Raw genomic sequence first — 18,150 nt, 5'->3', positions numbered from 1 at the left:
TAGTGATCCCGGGCGTGAGTGATCCCGGGCGTGAGTGATCCCGGGCGTGAGTGATCCCGGGCGTGAGTGATCCCGGGCGTGAGTGATCCCGGGCGTGAGTGATCCCGGGCGTGAGTGATCCCGGGCGTGAGTGATCCCGGGCGTGAGTGATCCCGGGCGTGAGTGATCCCGGGCGTGAGTGATCCCGGGCGTGGGCGATGCGGGCGTGGGCGATGCGGGCGTGGGCGATGCGGGCGTGGGCGATGCGGGCGTGGGCGATGCGGGCGTGGGCGATGCGGACTGATCCCAGGCTGCCCGCTCACAACGGACCAGCCCCCACCGGTCCAGCCTCCGCTCGCCGACACCGGCCGAACCCTTGGCGGTCGAACTCTGCACGGCCCGGTTTGGTGGTGCGGCCTTGGTGGTGCGGCCTTGGTGGTGCGGCCTTGGTGGTGCGGCCTCGGTGGTATGGACCCGGCGGTGCGGACCCCGGCGGCGTCGGTCCAGTTTCTTCACGGTTGGTTCTGGGCGGTTCGGACGCCGTCTCCGCCCCGTAGGCGGCGAAGGACACATGGGCGAAGTGGACGAGGGCGGTGGGCCGGTTGGTGTGCTGGGTGTGGGTGAAGGGGCGAGGGCGGTCGGCGTGTCCGGGCTTGGCGCCGGAGCACCGTGCCCGGGGTTGAGGGTGTGGTCGGCCAGGCGAAGTGGGCTGGGTCACGGGGTTGAGGTGTGGTCGGTCGCGCGAAGTGGGCGGGTCAGGGGGTTGAGGGTTTGGGGAGTGGGGGGCCGGTGTAGGAGGCGCGGAGTCTGAGGAGGGAGTTTCTCGCGTACTCCTCCATGGCGTGGGCCAGCCAGCCGGCGGTGCGGGCGATGGCGAACGCGGCTTCGCCGGCGCCGGGGATCATGCCGGACACAGCGGCGAGGGTGGCGAGGGCGAAGTCGATGTTGGCCTCTGGAAGACGACGGCGGCGTACCTCGGCCGCGACGGCGCGGGCGGCGGCGACCCTGTCGTGGCCTGGGACGGCCTCTTCGACCAGGTCGAGCAGGAGGGTGGCGCGGGCGTCGCCGTTCTTGTAGACGCTGTGGCCGAAGCCGGGGATGCGTCGGCCACGGCGGACCCAGTCGGCGATCACGCGGGGCGCGTCGGTCGGGCGGTCGACCTCGGTGAGGAGTTGTTCGGCGGCGTAGGAGGCGCCCCCGTGCAGGGGACCGCTCAGGACGCCGAGGCCGGTGAGCACGACGGCGTACGGATCTGCCTTGGCGGAGGCGGCGACCCGGGCGGCCAGCGTGGACGCGGCCAGCTCGTGGTCGGCGAGCAGCACCAGGGCGGCCTCCAGGGCGCGGAGCAGGGCCGGGCTCGGCGGGTGCGGGGACAGCCGGGGCCAGAGCCGTTCGGCGATCGGAGGAGACAGGCTGGTGGTGCCACTCCCGGGACTCCGTCGCTCCGGGTGCGCGCGTTCCGGCGCGGCCCGCCCGGCCTCCGGTCGTGGCGGGCCAGGCTGCGGTGCGCCCTGCCCGCCTACCGGGTGAGAGATGTCCGCCTGCCCCGGCAGGACCGAAGGGGCCTCGGGGAGGCCGGAACCGGCCGGGGCCGGAAGGGCGTCGGGGATGGCCGCATGCCCCGGCACCTCAGCGCGGCCGGGGGTGTCGGCGGGGCTCGCCAAAAGAGGGAGGGCCTCGGCGAGGCCGGTGATGAGGCGGCGAGCGGTTGCGGCGACCGAGGCCGGGTCGAGTTGGAAGCGGAGGAGGTCGGTGGCGCCGAGGACGGTGGTGATGACCTGGAGGCGGTCGAGCGGGAGGAGCGAGTCGGGCAGGTCGCGCTGGGCGGTGACGGCGGCGTGGACGGCCGCGGGGTCGGACCGCCACGCGTGCGGCCCGTCCGGGTCGGGGGCGGAGCCGGGCGGGGTCCAGAGTCGTTCGGCGGTGGCCTCGAAGGTGGTGGTGCGGGCGAGGTCGAGGGCGTCGTGGCCGCGGTAGTAGTGGCGGTCGAGGCCGAGGGCCGTGATGGCCGACTCGATGACCAGCTCGGGCGGCTGGCCGCGCGGCCTGCCGCGCCGGGCCAGGGCTTCGATCTCGGCCGCGTCGAAGAAGCTGCGGCGGCCTTCGTGGCGCCGCTTGAGCACGCCGCGGCTCACGTACGCGTACAGGGTGGCCGGTTTGACGCCCAGCCGGTCGGCGGCCGTGGCCGCGTCGATCCACTCCACACAGCCCTCCATGTTGACGAAAATCAATATTGATACACATTGAGTCCACATGTCAACGTGGGCTCATGCCCAAAGTTCATTTTCTTGACGTGACCAACCGAGACGGCGTGCAGACCGCGCGCACCGGCCTGTCGAAGTTCGGCAAGACCATGGTCAACTTCTACCTGGCCAAGCTCGGTGTGGCGCAGTCCGAGATCGGGTTCCCGTTCCTGTTCCACGAGGTCCCGTATGTGCGGGCGCAGGTGGCGCTGGCCGAGGCGGGGGCGTTCGGCGAGCTGCGGTTGTCCGGCTGGTGCCGGGGGGTGGCGGCGGACGTCGAGAAGGCGGCGCCGCTCGGTCTGAAGCACTACAACCTGTCGATCTCCACCAGCGACTACATGATCCAGAACAAGTTCCGCGGCCGGCTGGACCGGGATGCGATCATCCGCGAGATGACCGCCGCGGTGCGCGCCGCCAAGTCGGCCGGCGCCCGGACCGTGGGCGTGAACGCCGAGGACGGGTCGCGGACCGACGACGGGTTCCTGCTGGAGTTCGCGCTGGCGGCGAAGGAGGCGGGCGCCGACCGGATCCGCTACTGCGACACGATCGGCGGCGACACGCCCGACCGGATCAGGGAGCGGTTCGCCAAGCTGGCCTCGGGGGTCGCGCTGCCCGTGGAGACGCACTGCCACAACGACCTGGGGATGGCGGTGGCCAACTCGGTGTCGGGCGCGCTCGGCGACCTCGACGCGGGCCAGGACGCGTGGATCAACACGTGCGTCAACGGCATCGGCGAGCGTTCCGGCAACGCCGACCTGCTGTCGACGATCCTGGCGTTCCGGCACGGTTACGGGCTGTCCGCGGAGATCGGCGACGCGCTGGACCTGTCGTGGGCCAGGCGGTTCGGGCTGTGGGCGGCCTACGCCTTCGACCGGCCTCTCCCGTACCACCAGGTCGGGGTGGGGCGGAACGCGTTCGCGCACGAGAGCGGCATCCACGCCGACGGCGCGCTGAAGGACCACGGCAACTACGAGCTGTACGACGAGACGACGCTGGGCCCGTTCCCGGAGGACTGGCACGCGCGCGAGGGCCGGGTGGTGCTGACGGGCGAGTACGGCGGGAAGGCCGGGTTCCGGCACGTGATGGACGGGCTCGGCGCCGAGGTGGCGGACGAGGAGCTGAGCTTCAAGCTGGTGCAGCTCTGCAACGCGATGACGGGCAGGCCGCTCACCGACGACGAACTGCGCCTGATCGCGGCCTACCCGCGCGAGCTGTCGCTGCTCTTCCCCGGCCAGCTCTGAAAGGTCACTGGACGGGAATGTCCTTCACCTCGCCCAGGCCGTCCGCTTCGAGCGTGATCGACGTGACGTCGTCGGCGGGTGCCGGGTAGTACACGTATGCCCGGCTGACCTCGCCTTTCTCAAGATTGAACACCGAGTTCTCGACGAACTCGGTGTGCATCTTGAGTGGGTGGTAGCGGGCCTCGGTCTCCGGATGCACCAGGATGAACGACCCGAAGTCGGACGCGGCCGAGAATTCATGGTCGAACCCGTTGAACGGCCCCGGCACCGGGATGTAGAGCCGCCCGCTCTCCAGCACGACGTCGAACGCCGCCACCAGGTAGGCGCCGTCCCGGTGGAAGGGGTGGAAGTCGACGCGGAGCCGGTCCTGTCCCCCGGTCCACCGGAGCGAGCCGACGACCGGCCCCGCGTCGGCCCGGTAGGGGGCGGGTTGCCTCGTGGAGCCCCGGACATCGGTCGCGGGGCGCGTCGTGACCGTGACGTCCGGGCGCTCCTTCTTGATCGTGTAGGAGATCTCGACGCGCCGGTTGCGGGCCCGGCCCTGCGGGTTGTCGCTGCCGTCCCGCTTCTCGTTCTTGGCGATCGGCTCGCTCTCGCCCTTGCCCTCGGCCTTGTAGACGTAGCCGTCGCCGAGCTTGTCCGCCAGGTAGTCGCGGACGGCCTCGGCCCGCCGGACCGACAGCTCCTGGTTGTAGGAGTCACCGCCCTTGCTGTCGGTGTGCCCCTCGATGATGACGGGCGGCTTGTCCGGGTCGGCCCGTTCACGGGTCTCGGCGACGGCCTCGTCCAGGATGGCGGCGGCCCGCTTCGACAGCGTCGCCTTGTCGAAGGCGAACAGCACGTCGGTACGGAGCGCCACGGTCTCCTTGCCGCCCTCCTGGAAGGTGGTCTTCTCCGGCGTCTCCACCAGCTCGTTCAGCCCTGAGACCCCGGACCAGGGGTCTTCCGTGGGCAGCACCACCTGCCACTGGTGTTCGCCACCCTCGCCGCGCTCCTTGGCGACGGGCGGCGGGGCGCCGTCGGTGACGGGGACGCCGGTGGTGGGAGCCATCGCCAGGTCCGGTACGAGCGAGACGGCCCGCACGCCGGCGGGCAGCGGCGGGAAGTACACCTCGACCGGATAGCTCACCCCGGGAAGGAACTCCTCGGGGAAGTTCGTGCTGCGGGCGGTGTTGTGCCGGGTGCCGAACGCCATCTCGCCGGACTTGTCCCTGAGCGTGAAGTACACCTTCCTGCCCACGGGGTCGAGCAGCCGGAATCTCCCGAAGGACACGCTCTGACCGGGCAGCCCGTCGTATCCGAAGTCACCGGACGCCTTGGTGTCCTGGGTGGTGGCGATCTCCATCCTCAGGACGGTCAGGTCCGGGTGTCGTTCCACCGACTTGACCTCGACGCGGAACGCGTCGGAGGCGTGGTACCCCACCAGCCCTTCGCGCACGTAGCCGACACCGGAGACGGAGGCGGACGGCGAGGCCGGCGGCGAGGCGGCGGGGGGTGAGGCGGAGGGCGAGCCGCCGCCCTCGGGCGGACCGGAGGCGCCGCACCCGGCGAGCACGACGATCAGGAGCACGGCTGCCAAGCCGGCGCCACGCATCAGATCACCCCTGTGATGGACGACGTGCGGGAGTATACGGAGCCTCCGGGACCGACACGCGGGGATTGCCCCCTTTCGATGGCCGGGCTGCCATCAGGCGGCCAGCCGGAGCGGGTGCGCCTCCCTGAACTCGTCGTGCGGGTGCTCGATCGCGGTCAGCGGCACGGTGTCGTGCCGGAACAGCAGCGACAGCGTCCACCCGGCCAGCACCCTGGCCTTGTGGTTGAGGGTGGGCACCATCGCCAGGTGGTAGCCGCAGTGCACGAGCCAGGCGAGGAATCCGGTCAGCTTGATCCCGATCACCTGCGCGACCCCCTGGTGGTGGCCGAGCCCGGCGACCGAGCCGAGCGAGGAATGCCGGTAGGCCTTGAGCGGGCGGCCTCGCACGTACGAGACGAGGTTGCGGCCGAGCCGCCTGGCCTGGCGCACCGCGTGCTCGGCGTTGGGCGGCACCAGCTCGCCCGGCCGGGTCACGTCCGGCACGGCGGCGAGGTCGCCCGCGGCGAAGGCGTCGGCCACGCCCTCGACCGTCAGGAACTCGGTGGTGCGGACGCGTCCCGCCCGGTCGACGGGCAGGCCGGTGGCGGCGGTGAGCGGGTTGGCCGTCACGCCCGCCGCCCACACCAGCGTCCCGGCGTCGATCTCGGTGCCGTCGTCGAGCCTGGCGATGCCATGCTCGGCCGAGGCGAGCCGAGTCCCGAGCCGCACGTCGACGCCCCGTTCGCGGAGCGCCTCGGCGGTCCAGCGGCCGAGGTTGGCGTGCATCTCGTGCAGGATCCGGTCGCCGGCCTCGACCAGGACCCAGCGCAGTTCGTCGGGCCGGATGCCGTCGTGGTAGCGCAGCACGTTGTCGGCCAGCCCCTGCATCTCGGCCAGCGCCTCGACGCCCGAGAAGCCACCGCCGACCACCATGAACGTCAGCGCCCGGCGCCGCACGTCCGGGTCGTCGGTGGACGCGGCGGCCGCGAGCTGGTCCAGCACCCGGTTGCGCAGGTGGACGGCCTCGGCCACCGACTTGAAGCCCACCGCGTGCTCGGCCAGGCCGGGGATCGGCAACGTGCGGCTCACCGACCCGGCGGCCAGCACGAGGATGTCATACGTGAGCTCGCGGGCCGGTCCCTGAACCGGCTGGAACGCGGCCCGCCGCCCGGCGTGGTCGACGCCGGTGATCCGTCCCCTCAGCACCCGCACGCCCGGCAGCACCCTGCTGAGCTGTGCCACCACGTGCCGGGGTTCCACGCTGCCGGCCACCGCCTCGGCGAGGAAAGGCTGGTAGGTCATGTAGCCGCGCGGGTCGACGACGGTCACGCTCGCCTCTCCCGTACGGATGAGCTTCCGCAGGGTCAAGGCGGTGTACATACCGACATATCCGCCGCCAACGATCAAGATGTGCTTTCTCATGGCTGACTCCCTTTGTCGGGCCGTTTCACCATGAGGACGGGACAGCACGCCCGGTTGTGACAGTTTCCGCGAGCGCGCGTTCAGCCGGTGGTCGCCGACAGAGTGGAGCCGGTGCGCGCCTTGGCCACCCTGAGCTGGGCGGGGATGCGGGTGCGCAGCTCAGCCACGTGGCTGACGATGCCAACCGCGCGGCCGCCGTCGCGCAGCCCGTCGAGGATGTCGAGCACGCCGTCGAGGGTGTCCTCGTCCAGGGTGCCGAACCCCTCGTCGACGAAGAGCGTGCCGATCTCGGCGCCGCCCGCCTCCGCCGTCACCACGTCGGCCAGGCCGAGGGCCAGCGCCAGGGAGGTGATGAAGCTCTCGCCGCCGGACAGCGTGGCCGGGTCGCGCTCGATCCCGGTCCACCCGTCGAACACCCGCAGGCCCAGGCCGCCGCCGGAGCGGGCCCGCGAGCCGGCGGTCTTGGCCAGGTCGTGGCGGAGCAGGTAGCGGCCGCCGGACATGTGGTCGAGCCGGTCGTTGGCGGCGTCGACCACCTGGCGGAGCCGCTCGCCGAGCACGTAGGAGGACAGGCTCATGCTCCACTGGTTGTCCGAGGAGGTGCCGGCGGCCAGGGCCGCCAGCCGCTCGGCCAGCTTGTGCCGTTCGGCGGCGGGCCGCCAGCGGGCCACGCATCCGGCCAGTTCCTCGCGCAGCTCGGCCAGCCGGACGGCCCTGGCCGCGGCCCGGTCGTGGGCGGAGGCCAGGGCGGTGCGGGCGCGTTCGGCCTCGTCGCGCCCGGCGGACAGCCCCGCCAGGTCGGGGGGCGGCTCGGCCGTGGCCGCGATCAGCTCGGGGTCCTCCAGCACGGCGGTGACGGCGGCGAGCTGGTCGTCGAGCCTGCGCAGCGTCTCCGCCTTGCTCTCCAGCTCGGCGGCGCTCCGGGCCGCCGCCGCGGCGTCCGCCGGGTCGGCGAACCCGGCCTCGCGCGCCGCCGTCCGGGCCTCCTGGTCGGCGGTGATCCGTTCGTTGTCGGCCGTCTCGGCCGCCCGGGTCGCCTCCAGGGCCTCAGCCAGCAGCTCGGCCTCGTCGTTGAGCCTGGTCAGGCGGGCCGTGATGGTGGGGTCGTCGCCGCGCGCCTCGTCCAGCCGGGCGCCCAGCCTGGCGGCGTCGGCGCTCAGCTCCTCCTGCCGGGTCCGGGCCGCGGCCAGCCGGGCCGCCACCCGCCGCGCCTCCTCCTGGAGCGTCTCCCGTTCGCGGGCCCGCCGCGCCGCCTCCTCGGCCAGCGGGGTCTCCTCCGCCGCCGCCTCACGCAGGTGGCCGAGCTCTCGGTCGAGCGCGTGCAGCCGCTCGTGCGGGTCCGGCCGCTCCGCGCCCGACCCGGCCGTGAGGGTGAGCCGCGTGTGCAGGCGGGCGCGTTCGGCCTGGTAGCGGGCGGTGTGGGCGCGGTGGGCCGCCAGGGCTTCGCCCAGCTCGCGGGCGCGGTCGCGGACGCGTTCGCGCTCCGCTTCGACCCGTTCCAGCTCGGCCGCCAGCCTCGGCTCGCGGTCGGCGACCGCCTGGAGGCGGGCCAGCTCGCCGGCCGCCTCCGCAACCGCGGCCTCGGCGTCCTCGATGGACACCCCTGCCGTCGCCGCCTCCGCGTCGGCGTGGCGGGACTCCAGGGAGGCGAGCGCGCGCTCGGCCGACTCGCGGTCGGCGACCGCCGCCTCGTGGTCGCCTTCGGCGGCCAGTTCGTCGTCCGCCGAGGGAGCGCTGGGGGCGGGCGACGCCGGGTGCGGATGGTGGCCGGAGCCGCACACCGCGCACGGCCGCCCGTCGGCGAGTTCGCGGGCCAGCTCGGCGGCCATCCCGTCGATGCGCGCCTGCCTGATGTCGAGCCAGCGCTCGCGCAGGCCCTGGGCCCGGTCGACGACCTCCTGATGGACCGCTCTGGCATCCTCCAGCTCGGCGGCGAGCGCGTCGCGGCGGCGGGCGGCGTCGAGCGTCGCGTGGGCGGAGTCGAGCGCGGCGGAGGCGGCCGGGATGCCCGCCGCCTCGGCGCGTACCTCCGCGAGCCGGGCGGCGGCGTCGGCGACCCGCTCGGGCAGCTCCGCCTGCGCGGCGGCCACCTCGGCCTCCTGCTCACTCAGCGACTCCAGCTCCGTGGCCAGCCTGGCGAGCTCCCGATCGGTCTCGATCAGGCCGATCGCGGCCTCCCGCACGGCCTCGACGGCGGGAATCCTGGCCGCGGCGGCGCGGGCCCCGGCCAGCCTCCGCTCCCCCTCCTCGATGAGCGTAGGGAGGGCCGCGAGCCGTGCGCCGACCTGGTCGTCCTCGTGCTCCAGCGCGGCCAGGTCGTCGTTCACCCGGCCCAGGTCCCGCCGTACGACGAGCAGCCTGGCCTCCTCGGTGAGCAGCTCGGACAGCCGGGCGACCTCGCCGCGGCGCTCCCTTTCCAGGACGGCCAGCCTGTCGGCCGGGTCTTCCGGGTCCTCCGTGGTACGGGCGAGCAGCGGACGGGCGCGGGCCAGGGCGTCGGCGGCGAGAGCGGCGGCCTTGGCGGCGGCTTCGGTGCGCTGCCGGGCGGCGGCGATGAGCGGGACGACCGTGCCAGCGCGGTGCGCGTCGTCGAGGATGGCCTGCAGCTCGGCGCGTTCCTCGGCCCGTTCGTCCAGGGTGCGGCGGAGGGTCAGGGCTTCGGCGTGGCGGCGCTGCCGGTCGGCGAGGGCCGCCGCCTGGTCGAAGCGCGTGGTCGCGGCCCGCCAGACCTGCTCGGCCGTCGTGCGGTCGGCGGCGGCGCGGGAGACGGCGGCCTCGGCGGCCGTCAGAAGCAGCCCGGCCCAGGCCACGGGGTCGTCCTCAGGATCCGGCGGCTCGGCGGGCGCGGGTGCGGGCGCGGGTGCGGGTGTCGGCTCGGGCGCGGGTGCGGGTGCGGGCTCGAGCGCGGGGGCGAGATCGGCGGCGGGCTCCGGCGCCGCGGGCTGGAGGAGGTCGGGGCCGGCGGCTTCTGCGACGCGGTGGACGGCGTACTCGACCTGCTGGCGCAGCTCCTGCTGGGCCCGCCAGGCCTGCTTGCGGTGCTCGGCCAGCCAGGACTCGGCCTGGGTGAAGATCTTGACGGTGAACAGCCGTTCCAGGAGCTTGCGGCGCTCCAGCCCGTCGGCGCGCAGGAAGCGCGCGAAGTCGCCCTGCGGCAGCATGGCCACCTGGCAGAACTGGTCGGCGTTCATCCCCAGCAGCCCGCCCACCAGGTCGCCCGCCTCGTCGGCGCGGGTGGTCAGGCCCTGCCAGCCGGAGTCGCGGCGCTCCTCGACGACCACCTTGGCCTTCTCCTCGGTGGAGCCGGCGCCGCGGAGCTTGGGCCGCTGCCAGGCCGGGGAGCGGTGGATGCGGAGTAAGCGGCCCCGGATGCTCACCTCCAGCGTGACGGACGGGCCGGCGGCGGGCGGGGCGTGGTCGCAACGCAGGCTGCGGGCGCTGTTGCGCTGGCCGGGCACCTGGCCGTAGAGGGCGAAGCAGAGGGCGTCGAGGACGGTGGTCTTGCCCGCCCCCGTCGGCCCGTGCACGAGGAACAGGCCCGACTCGGTGAGCGCGTCGAAGTCGACCGTCTCGGTCCCGGGGAAGGAGCCGAACGCCGTCAGCGTGAGCCGGTGCGGCCGCATCTACGCCATCGTCTCCTTCACCCTCGACTCCTCGATGGCCCGTCTTAGCAGCTCTTCTTCCTCACGTGTGGCAGGCTCGCCGCAGACCTCGCGGACGAAGTCGAGCGCGACCTCCGCCTCGGGCCGCCCGCTCAGCCGGGCCGGCGCGGGCACGGTCCGCTCGCCCTCGGGCTCGAAGGACAGGGCGAGCGTGTGGGGGAAGCGGGCGCGCAGCCGTTCCATGGCGGCGCGCGGCCGGACCGGGTCGGTGAGCACGACCTGGAGCCAGTGATCCTCGACCGGCTCGTACCGGGGCGAGGTGAGCAGGTCGTCGAGCCGGCCGGTGACGCGGCCGACGGGGCGCGGCACCGGCGCGGGCACGAACTCGGCCCCGGAGCCGAGCGTCACCAGCCACGACCCCTTGACCTGCCCGGCCTCGGAGAACGAGTAGGCCAGCGGGGAGCCCGAGTAGCGGACGGTCTCGGACATGCGCTGGCGGCCGTGCAGGTGGCCGAGCGCGACGTAGTCGACCCCGGCGAAGGCCGTCAGCGGGACGTGCGCGATCCCGCCGACGCTGATGTCGCGCTCGCTGTCGCTCGCCGCCCCGCCGGTCACGAACGCGTGCGCGAGCACCACCGCGTGCCGGTGGCGGGCCGCGTCGGCGCGGACCCGCTCCATGGCGTAGGTGAGCGCGGCGGTGTGGCTGCGCTCGGTCAGCTCCCAGGGGCGGCGGACCAGCTCGGGCTCAAGGTAGGGGATGCCGTAGAAGGCCACGTCGTCGATCACCACGGGCTCCCACGCCTGGGCGGGGTCGGTGCGGAGGTGGACGCCGGACGCCTCGATCAGGGCCGCGCCGAAGCCGAGGCGGCGCGCGGAGTCGTGGTTGCCGCTGATCAGGATCGTGCGCGCGCCCGTCTCCCGCAGGCGGCGCAGCGCCTCGTTGCAGAGCGCGACGGCGTCGACCGGCGGCAGCGCCCGATCGTAGACGTCACCGGCGACGAGCACGACGTCGACCCGCTCGGCCCGCACGGTCTCCACCAGGTGGTCGACGAACGCCGCCTGCGCGTCGAGCAGACTCTCGCGGTGGAACGAGCGGCCCAGGTGCCAGTCGGAGGTGTGCAGGATCCGCATTCGCAGGAAGCTAACAGGTCCCAGTGACATATGTGGCCCCCTGCGCCACGTGAGCTGGGAGTAAGCTGGAAGATCGACGGGCAAACCAACGCACATGGGGAGGCCGATGCGGACTGGCCGTGGCACACTGAGCGTTGCCGCCGGTCTGTTACTGGTGGCTCTGGCGTCCGTCGGATACGTGCTTCCGCCCGCGTTCGACCCACCGCCGCTCAAGGCCGACGTCTCACTGCGGTCCCTGCCTCCTCAGCCGGCCGCGGAGCTTCGGCCTGCGGTGACCGTCTCCGACTTCAGGGAGGAGGCGATCTCGGTACGGGCCGAGGGGCAGATGCTCTACGGAACGGTCCGTTTTCCGGTGAAGCCGGGCCGCTACCCGGCGATGGTGTTCGTGTCGGGCTCGGGCAACGGGTCGCGCACCGAGTTCACGCCGCAGGCGGAGTTCCTGTCCCGGGCGGGCGTGGTGACGCTGGCGTTCGACAAGCGGACGGTCGGCTACAACTTCCGCGACCGTGACTTCTCGCTGCTCGCGGACGACGCGCTGCGCATGGTCGAGTACCTCCGCACCCGCTCCGACGTCGACGCGACCCGGGTGGGCATCTGGGGGGTGAGCGAGGGCGGCTGGGTGGTGCCGATCGCCGCGGCCAAGAGCGCCGGCGTGGGCTTCGTGGTCCTGGTGTCGTCGCCGAACGTCTCGCCGCTGCGGCAGGTCGCCTGGGCGCTGAACGAGCAGTTGCTGCGGCTGCGCGCGCCGGCGGGCGTGCGCGACCTGCTGATCAGGGCGATGGGCGCGGTCGGCTTCGACTTCCTGCGCTACGACGCGCAGCCCGCGCTGAGCCGGATCGAGCAGCCGGTGCTGGCCTTCTACGGCACCACCGACCCGTCGATCCCGTTCGTGGAGTCGACGGACGCGCTGCGGCGCGGCATGAAGGCGGCCGGGAACGACCGCTACACGATCCGCTTCATGGCCGAGGGCGACCACGCGATGCGGGTGCACGGCGGCGACTTCACCGCCGGCTATCTCGACACGCTCGCCAACTGGATCCTCGGCCTGCCGGGCACCGCCAAGCCGACGGTGCACCTGGCGGGGGCGACGCCGGTGCAGCGCTTCGAGGCGGCCGACGTGCCGGCCGCGCCGTGGTACGCGGGCGGCACGATGCTGGGGCTGACGATCTGCCTGGCCGCCGTCGGCTACGTGGCCGGCCCGGTCGCGGCGATGGTGGTACGGCTGCGCGGCCGGCATCAGATCCCGGAGCTGAACGCGAGCCTGTGGCCGCCGATCAGGCGCAGGCTGGCCAAGATGGTGTGGACCGGCGTGGGCCTGCTGGTGTCGGTGGCGGCGTTCATCATGCTGCTGGTGCTGTTCAGCATCAACCAGGCCGGGGCGTGGCCGGCGGTGCTGGCGGGCTGGCTCGTGGTGCGGGTGCTGGCGGTGCTGATGCTCATCCAGGAGGTCACCGCGGTGGCCGCGGTGGTGTCGGGCCTGCGCGAGGGCATGCGGCCGAGCCGCTGGCAGCACGTGGCGATCGCGGGCGTGCTGGGCGGCACCGGCCTGCTGCTGGTGGCGGCGGCCTACTACGGGTTGTTCTCGTTCCCCTGGTGATCGGCCGGCGTCAGGTCACCGCGCGGCCCGACGTAGGCGCTCATCCAGCGGTCGAGCTCGGCGAAGACCTGCTTGCGCACCGGCTCGGACGACAGCACCAGATCGTGCACGCCGCCGTCGACGCGCACGCAGGTGACGTGCGGGCCGACCGCGGTCGCCCAGCGGGCCATGTCACGCGGGTCGAGCACGATGTCGGCCGAGCGCGCCTCCGGTACGAAGTCCCGTACCCGCAGGCCCTTGCCCGCCGTCAGGACGAGCACCGGCACGTCCACCCGCAGCCCGGCGTGCAGGCGGCGCTGGGCGCGCCGGATGGCGGCGAGCCAGGTGGCGTGCACCGGGAAGCCGCCGTGCGGCTTCAGCTCCAGGTCGTAGTGCCACTCGCCGCCGTGGTCGCGGTGCAGGCTGTGGCCGTAGGCGTGGCTGGCGCCGAGCGGGAGCGGCCTGGTCACGTACGCGAGCGGGGTCTTGAGCAGGTCGGCGGCCAGGCGGAGCGGGCGCGGGACGTTGAGGTCGAAGAACGGGCTGTTGAGCACCAGCCCCTGCACCAGGCCGCGGCCGCGGACCCGGTCGGCCCAGAGCGGGGTGATGAGCCCGCCGGTGGAGTGGGCGTTGATGGTCAGCTCGTCGTGGTCGCGCCGGATGCGGCGGACGGCCTCGTCGATCTCCGGGAAGTACTCGGTGACGCTGCGCACCAGGCCGCGGGTCTGGTGCGGCAGCAGCGAGCGGCCGTACTTGCGCAGGTCGAGCGCGTAGAAGTCGATGCCGCGCTCGACGTAGTGGTCGGCCAGGTGGTCCTGGAAGAAGTAGTCGGTGAAGCCGTGGACGTAGAGGACCGCCCGGCGGGAACCGGTCCGCTTGGAGATCAGGGTCGCCACGACCTCGCCCTCGTAGTCGGGCGGCAGGTCGAGCACGGTCGTCTCGTACATGCTAGACACGATAGGGATCTTCCGGCCACGACGGCAGTCCCGCGGGGAGGTCCTCGGTCACCGACAGCGGGAAGTCGGGCTGCCGCTTCTCCAGGAACGCGGTGACGCCCTCGATCGCGTCGCCGGCCGGGCCCAGCTCGGTCATGAGCCGGGAGTCGGCCGCGTGCGCCTCCCAGGGCGAGGACGCCGACAGCCCGGACCACATCAGCCGGCGCACGGCGGCCACCGACACCGCGGAGGTGTTCCCGGCGATCTCGCGGGCCAGCTCGTACGCGGCGGGCAGCAGCTCCTCCTTCGGGTGGACGCGGGACACCAGCCGGCCTTCCAGGGCTTCCGCCGCGCCGAAGACCCGGCCGGTGGCGGCCCACTCCATGGCCTGGGCGATGCCGACGATCCGCGGCAGGAACCAGCCGGAGGCGGCCTCGGGCACGATGCCGCGGCGGGCGAACACGAACCCGATCTTGGCGCCGTCGGCGACCAGCCGGACGTCCATCGGCAGCGTCATCGTGATGCCGACGCCGACGGCGGCGCCGTTGATGGCGGCGATGACGGGTTTGAGCGAGGCGGCGATGCGCAGGCTGACGGTGCCGCCGCCGTCGCGCGGGTACCCGTTGACCAGTTCGGGCTCCCGTCCGGAACGGCCGAACGTGCCCCCGCCGCCGCCCAGGTCGGCGCCGGCGCAGAAGGCCCGGCCCGCCCCGGTGACGACCACGGCCCGCACCTCGTCGTCGGCGTCGGCCAGGTCGAAGGCCTCGATCAGCTCGGCGCGCATGGTGAGGGTGAACGCGTTGAGCCGGTCGGGGCGGTTCAAGGTGATGGTGGCGACCCGGTCGGCCACGCCGTACTCAATCTCAGTGAACGCCATGAACCGAATCTTATTCGGTCCCAAGTGTTCGTCCGCTCATAAACATACATTTCGCATTTTGTCCGTAGACTCCTGCTGCGATTCGTGCCTAACGTCACGCTCTTCGGGGAAGCGGGATGGAGTAGGCCAGGGGAGGATTCGGGTGGGTGCGTTGCGGCTCGTCGGCTGGTTGATGCTGGCGGCACTGGCTCCGGGGGCGGCCCATCTGAAGGCGGGATGGCGCAGGACGGGCCTGACGCTGCTCGGCTGCTACGCCACCGCCCTGCTCGCGCTCCTCGCCGTGGGACTCACGACCGACCTGGGCGCCTTCGGGCAGCTCCTGGACGACGCCTGGCTGATCGCGATCATGGTCGGGTCGGCGGTGCTGGGGGTCGCGTGGTTCGCGATGATCGTGCACTCATTCACGCTGCTGCGGCCGGGGCGGCTGCGCCAGGCCGAGCAGATCGTCACGGGGGCGCTCGCCGGCCTGATCGCCGTCGCGGTGCTCGCGCCGTTCGCCGTGACCACGCAGTACGTGTGGACCGCACGCGAGGCGATCAACGACATCTTCAAGGACGCCGTGCCGGACCCGCAGGCCGACGACGGCACGCCGCCGCTGCCGGTGGTCGAGGACCCGTGGGCCGGCCGCGACCGGGTGAACGTCCTGCTGCTGGGCGGCGACGCCGACGACCACCGGCCGGGCGTGCGCACCGACAGCATGCACCTGGCCAGCGTGGACGTGAGGACGGGCAACACCGTCCTGTTCAGCCTGCCGCGCAACCTGGAGGACGTGCGGTTCAAGCCGGGCACGCCGATGGCCGAGCACTTCCCCGACGGGTTCCGCCTGCCGCCCGACCCAGGCGGCGGCCGCAGCGACCTGCTCAACAGCGTCTGGGAGTACTCCGACGCGCACCCGGAGATCTTCGGCGGGCAGCAGAACCAGGGCCCCGAGGTGCTGAAGGAGACCATCGGCTACACACTCGGCCTGGAGGTCGACTGGTACGCGCTGGTCAACATGTGGGGGTTCGCCCGGCTGATCGACGCCATCGGCGGCATCACCGTCACCGTCGAGCAGGACGTGATCTTCGGCAGGTACAACGAGGGCCTGGTGAAGGCCGGCACGCGCAAGCTGAAGGGCGCGGACGCCATGTGGTACGCCCGCTCGCGCACCAACAGCGACGACTACACCCGGATGCGCCGCCAGCGGTGCGTGATCAGCGCGCTGCTCGACCAGGCCGACCCGGCGACGGTGCTGGCCAGGTTCACCGCGATCGCCGGGGCGACCAAGGAGCTGATCCGGACCGACGTCCCCCGCGACATGCTGCGCCACCTGGTGCCGCTCGCGCTGAAGGTGCAGGACGCGAAGGTGACCAGCATCCAGTTCGTGCCGCCGCTGATCAAGACGTACGACCCCGACTGGCAGCAGATCCGCAAGCTCGTCCGCCAGGCGCTGCGCGACTCGGCCGGGACCACCGCGATCGCCGCCTCGGCCGCGCCCACGGCGACCCCGTCCACGGGGTCGGCCACCCCGTCCACCACACCGTCCACCACCCCGTCCGCCACCCCCTCCGCCGAGTCGTCCGCCACCCCCTCCGCGACGCCGTCCCGTACGAAGACGCCGAAGAAGACCGCGGACCCGGACGACGCCTCGCCCACGGACCTCGCGGAGGGCTGCGGCAAGGCCTGACCCGGCGGCACAGGCTCAGGCACAGGCACAGGCACAGGCTCAGGCGGTGAAGGTGAAGTAGTCCTTCGCCAGGCGGCGCAGCCGGGTCTCGTCGACGGAGTGGCCGAGGCCGGGCTGGGTGAACGGGACGGCGATGACGCCGGCGTTCGCGCCCACGATCGGGTCGACGATCTGGTTGTTGCGCGGCGGCTGCGTCACGTCGCACGGCAGCGTGCAGCCGGGCAGGCTGCCGACGGCGACGGTTGCCGCCCTGGCCAGCCCCGCGCCCTGGCCGCCGGCGCACTGGATGTCCCACCCCGCCGCGACCGCGCGGTCGTGGGCGCGGCGCGCCTCGCTGATCGACGGGAAGGCCGACGGCCGCAGCAGCAGCACCCGGGCCGCGCGCACCGTCAGGTAGTCGTCGAGGTCGGCGGTGGCGCGGACCTCGACCGCGACCGAGGCGGACACCTGGTCCTGCAGGTCGGCGTGCGCGTACACGTCGCCGACCGGGAACGGACGCTCGATCACCTCGAGGCCGTAGGCGTCGAGCGCGACGAGCTGGCCGCCGTCGGTGTAGGCGTTGCCGCAGTCGACGGCGAGCGTGAGCGCGGGATAGGCGGCGCGTACGGCCCGGACCGGCTCGACGTCCCACCCGGGCCGCACGTCGAGCGTCACGTGGCTGTAGCCGGCGCAGACCTGCTGGTTGACCCGCGTCACCAGGCTCTCGATCGACAGGTCGGGAGTGAGCCGCACGGTGGCCATCAGCGAGGTGCGGGTGCCGCCGATCGCGTCGGCGAGCGGCACGCCGCGCATCCGCGTCCACAGGTCCCAGCAGGCCATGTCGACGGCCGGGTCGCCGCTGGGCACGCTGTCGGGGTGCTCCCAGTCGACGCCGATGAGCACCGCCCCGAGTGTCTCCTCCAGCCTCGACCATGACTTGGGCGCCGGGCTGACGGCCTCGCCCCAGCCGGTCATGCCGCCGTAATCGGTCAGCTTCACCAGCAGGCTCTCCGTGCGTCTGCCGTACGGCAGCACGACCCGGAGCACCTCCAGTTCGCGCACTCGCGGCATGAACCCCCCTCTTGGTGACACGACTCCCTCCAGTGTGCCTGTCACCGTGCCGTGGGCGAAACGGCGGGTCAGGGCATGCGCGCCGCCAGCCCGGCGAGAAGGAGGTCGAGCCCGTACTCGAAGCGCGCCTCGCCGTCGTCGGCGATCAGCGCGTCGACGTGCGCGGTGAGGTGCGGGAACCGCTCGGGCGGCAGCGAGCGCAAGTAGCCGGTGACGTCGCCGGTGAAGCGCCGGAAGTATTCCTCGACGTCGACGGGCCCGGCGGCGCGCATCCTGGCGTAGTGCAGCGAGCCCTCGTAGGCGTCGCCGCAGACGTAGAGCGTGATCCGGTCCAGCGCGAGCGACGCCTCCCTGGGCGCCATGCCCGCTTCGATGAGCAGCCCGAAGACGAACTCCGACAGCCGCACGGCGTTCGGGCCCGAGGGGACGCCGGCCAGCCCCGCCCTGGCCACGTCGGCATGGCTGGTCAGCACGTGGTGCACGCGCCGTACGTGGTCGCGCAGTTGCTCCCGCCAGCGGGTCGGGTCGGGCTCGGGCAGCTCCACCTCGCCGAGGACGAGGTCGTAGATCAGCTCCAGCAGTTCGTCCTTGTTGGCGACGTGCGCGTAGAGCGAGGCGGGACCGGTGTCGAGCTCCGTGGCGACGCGGCGCATGCTCAGCGCGTCCAGCCCCTCGGCGTCGAGCACGCGCAGCCCGGCCTCCACGATCAGCTCCTGGCTCAGCTGCCGCCTCGCGGGCGCGGCCTTGCGGCGCGTGCGCCAGGGCGGCGGCGGGAGGTCGGTGTCGCCGTTCATACGAACAGTGTATTTGACGCGAACATCGTTCGAGTGTAGAACGGTGTTCGTTAACGAACGG

12 protein-coding genes are annotated in these 18,150 nt (G+C 73.0%); 3 read left to right on the top strand and 9 right to left on the bottom strand.

Annotation, left to right across the window (positions count from 1 at the left end; translation table 11 throughout):
• Window positions 1-734 precede the first annotated feature (734 nt).
• The gene (locus tag ACGFI7_RS09060) at window positions 735-2,183 is read right to left on the bottom strand and encodes a citrate/2-methylcitrate synthase (RefSeq protein ID WP_393401162.1); all 1,449 of its coding nucleotides are present in this window, start codon (window positions 2,181-2,183) and stop codon (window positions 735-737) included.
• Between the two features lie 65 nt (window positions 2,184-2,248).
• Between ACGFI7_RS09060 and ACGFI7_RS09055 the strand changes: the two genes are divergently transcribed.
• Window positions 2,249-3,463, top strand: a complete 1,215-nt coding sequence (locus ACGFI7_RS09055) for a LeuA family protein (protein ID WP_393401160.1) — start codon at window positions 2,249-2,251, stop codon at window positions 3,461-3,463.
• Window positions 3,464-3,467: 4 nt separating this feature from the next.
• On the opposite strand, the gene ACGFI7_RS09050 is transcribed toward ACGFI7_RS09055, so the two are convergent.
• The 4 genes from ACGFI7_RS09050 to ACGFI7_RS09035 all read right to left on the bottom strand — a co-directional run bounded on the left by ACGFI7_RS09050 (window position 3,468) and on the right by ACGFI7_RS09035 (window position 11,191).
• Entirely contained in the window at window positions 3,468-5,057 is a 1,590-nt protein-coding gene (locus ACGFI7_RS09050; RefSeq protein WP_393401157.1) for an OmpA family protein, read from the bottom strand.
• 93 nt (window positions 5,058-5,150) lie between these two features.
• A complete protein-coding gene (locus tag ACGFI7_RS09045) occupies window positions 5,151-6,458 on the bottom strand; it encodes an NAD(P)/FAD-dependent oxidoreductase (protein ID WP_393401155.1) in 1,308 nt (435 codons plus the stop codon).
• Between the two features lie 80 nt (window positions 6,459-6,538).
• Window positions 6,539-10,081: an AAA family ATPase gene (locus ACGFI7_RS09040; protein WP_393401152.1), complete on the bottom strand. Its 3,543-nt coding sequence runs from the start codon at window positions 10,079-10,081 to the stop codon at window positions 6,539-6,541.
• Complete coding sequence (locus tag ACGFI7_RS09035) at window positions 10,082-11,191, bottom strand: exonuclease SbcCD subunit D (RefSeq protein ID WP_393401150.1); 1,110 nt, start codon at window positions 11,189-11,191, stop codon at window positions 10,082-10,084. It lies immediately after the preceding gene.
• 271 nt (window positions 11,192-11,462) lie between these two features.
• Between ACGFI7_RS09035 and ACGFI7_RS09030 the strand changes: the two genes are divergently transcribed.
• Window positions 11,463-12,788 (top strand): alpha/beta hydrolase family protein, encoded by a 1,326-nt coding sequence (locus ACGFI7_RS09030; RefSeq protein WP_393401148.1) that lies wholly within the window; start codon window positions 11,463-11,465, stop codon window positions 12,786-12,788.
• Here ACGFI7_RS09030 and ACGFI7_RS09025 read toward each other — a convergent pair.
• On the bottom strand, window positions 12,761-13,714 hold the full coding sequence (locus ACGFI7_RS09025) for an alpha/beta hydrolase (protein ID WP_393401145.1): 954 nt from the start codon (window positions 13,712-13,714) through the stop codon (window positions 12,761-12,763). The two genes, ACGFI7_RS09030 and ACGFI7_RS09025, sit on opposite strands and share 28 nt — an antisense overlap.
• 1 nt (window position 13,715) lies before the next feature.
• Window positions 13,716-14,579, bottom strand: coding sequence for an enoyl-CoA hydratase-related protein (locus ACGFI7_RS09020; RefSeq protein ID WP_393401143.1), 864 nt, complete (start codon window positions 14,577-14,579; stop codon window positions 13,716-13,718).
• A gap of 142 nt (window positions 14,580-14,721) precedes the next feature.
• Between ACGFI7_RS09020 and ACGFI7_RS09015 the strand changes: the two genes are divergently transcribed.
• A complete protein-coding gene (locus ACGFI7_RS09015) occupies window positions 14,722-16,245 on the top strand; it encodes an LCP family protein (RefSeq protein ID WP_393401141.1) in 1,524 nt (507 codons plus the stop codon).
• A gap of 39 nt (window positions 16,246-16,284) precedes the next feature.
• Here the strand turns inward: ACGFI7_RS09015 and ACGFI7_RS09010 are convergent, their stop codons facing one another.
• Window positions 16,285-17,295 (bottom strand): enolase C-terminal domain-like protein, encoded by a 1,011-nt coding sequence (locus tag ACGFI7_RS09010; RefSeq protein WP_393401139.1) that lies wholly within the window; start codon window positions 17,293-17,295, stop codon window positions 16,285-16,287.
• Between the two features lie 68 nt (window positions 17,296-17,363).
• Window positions 17,364-18,089 carry a TetR/AcrR family transcriptional regulator gene (locus tag ACGFI7_RS09005; protein WP_393401136.1) on the bottom strand — a complete coding sequence of 242 codons (726 nt, stop codon included), beginning with the start codon at window positions 18,087-18,089 and terminating at the stop codon, window positions 17,364-17,366.
• Window positions 18,090-18,150 lie beyond the last annotated feature (61 nt).

Origin of the sequence: Nonomuraea sp. NPDC048826, assembly GCF_043198225.1 — a bacterium.
GTDB lineage: Bacteria > Actinomycetota > Actinomycetes > Streptosporangiales > Streptosporangiaceae > Nonomuraea.
This window is presented reverse-complemented; position numbering and strand designations above follow the sequence as displayed.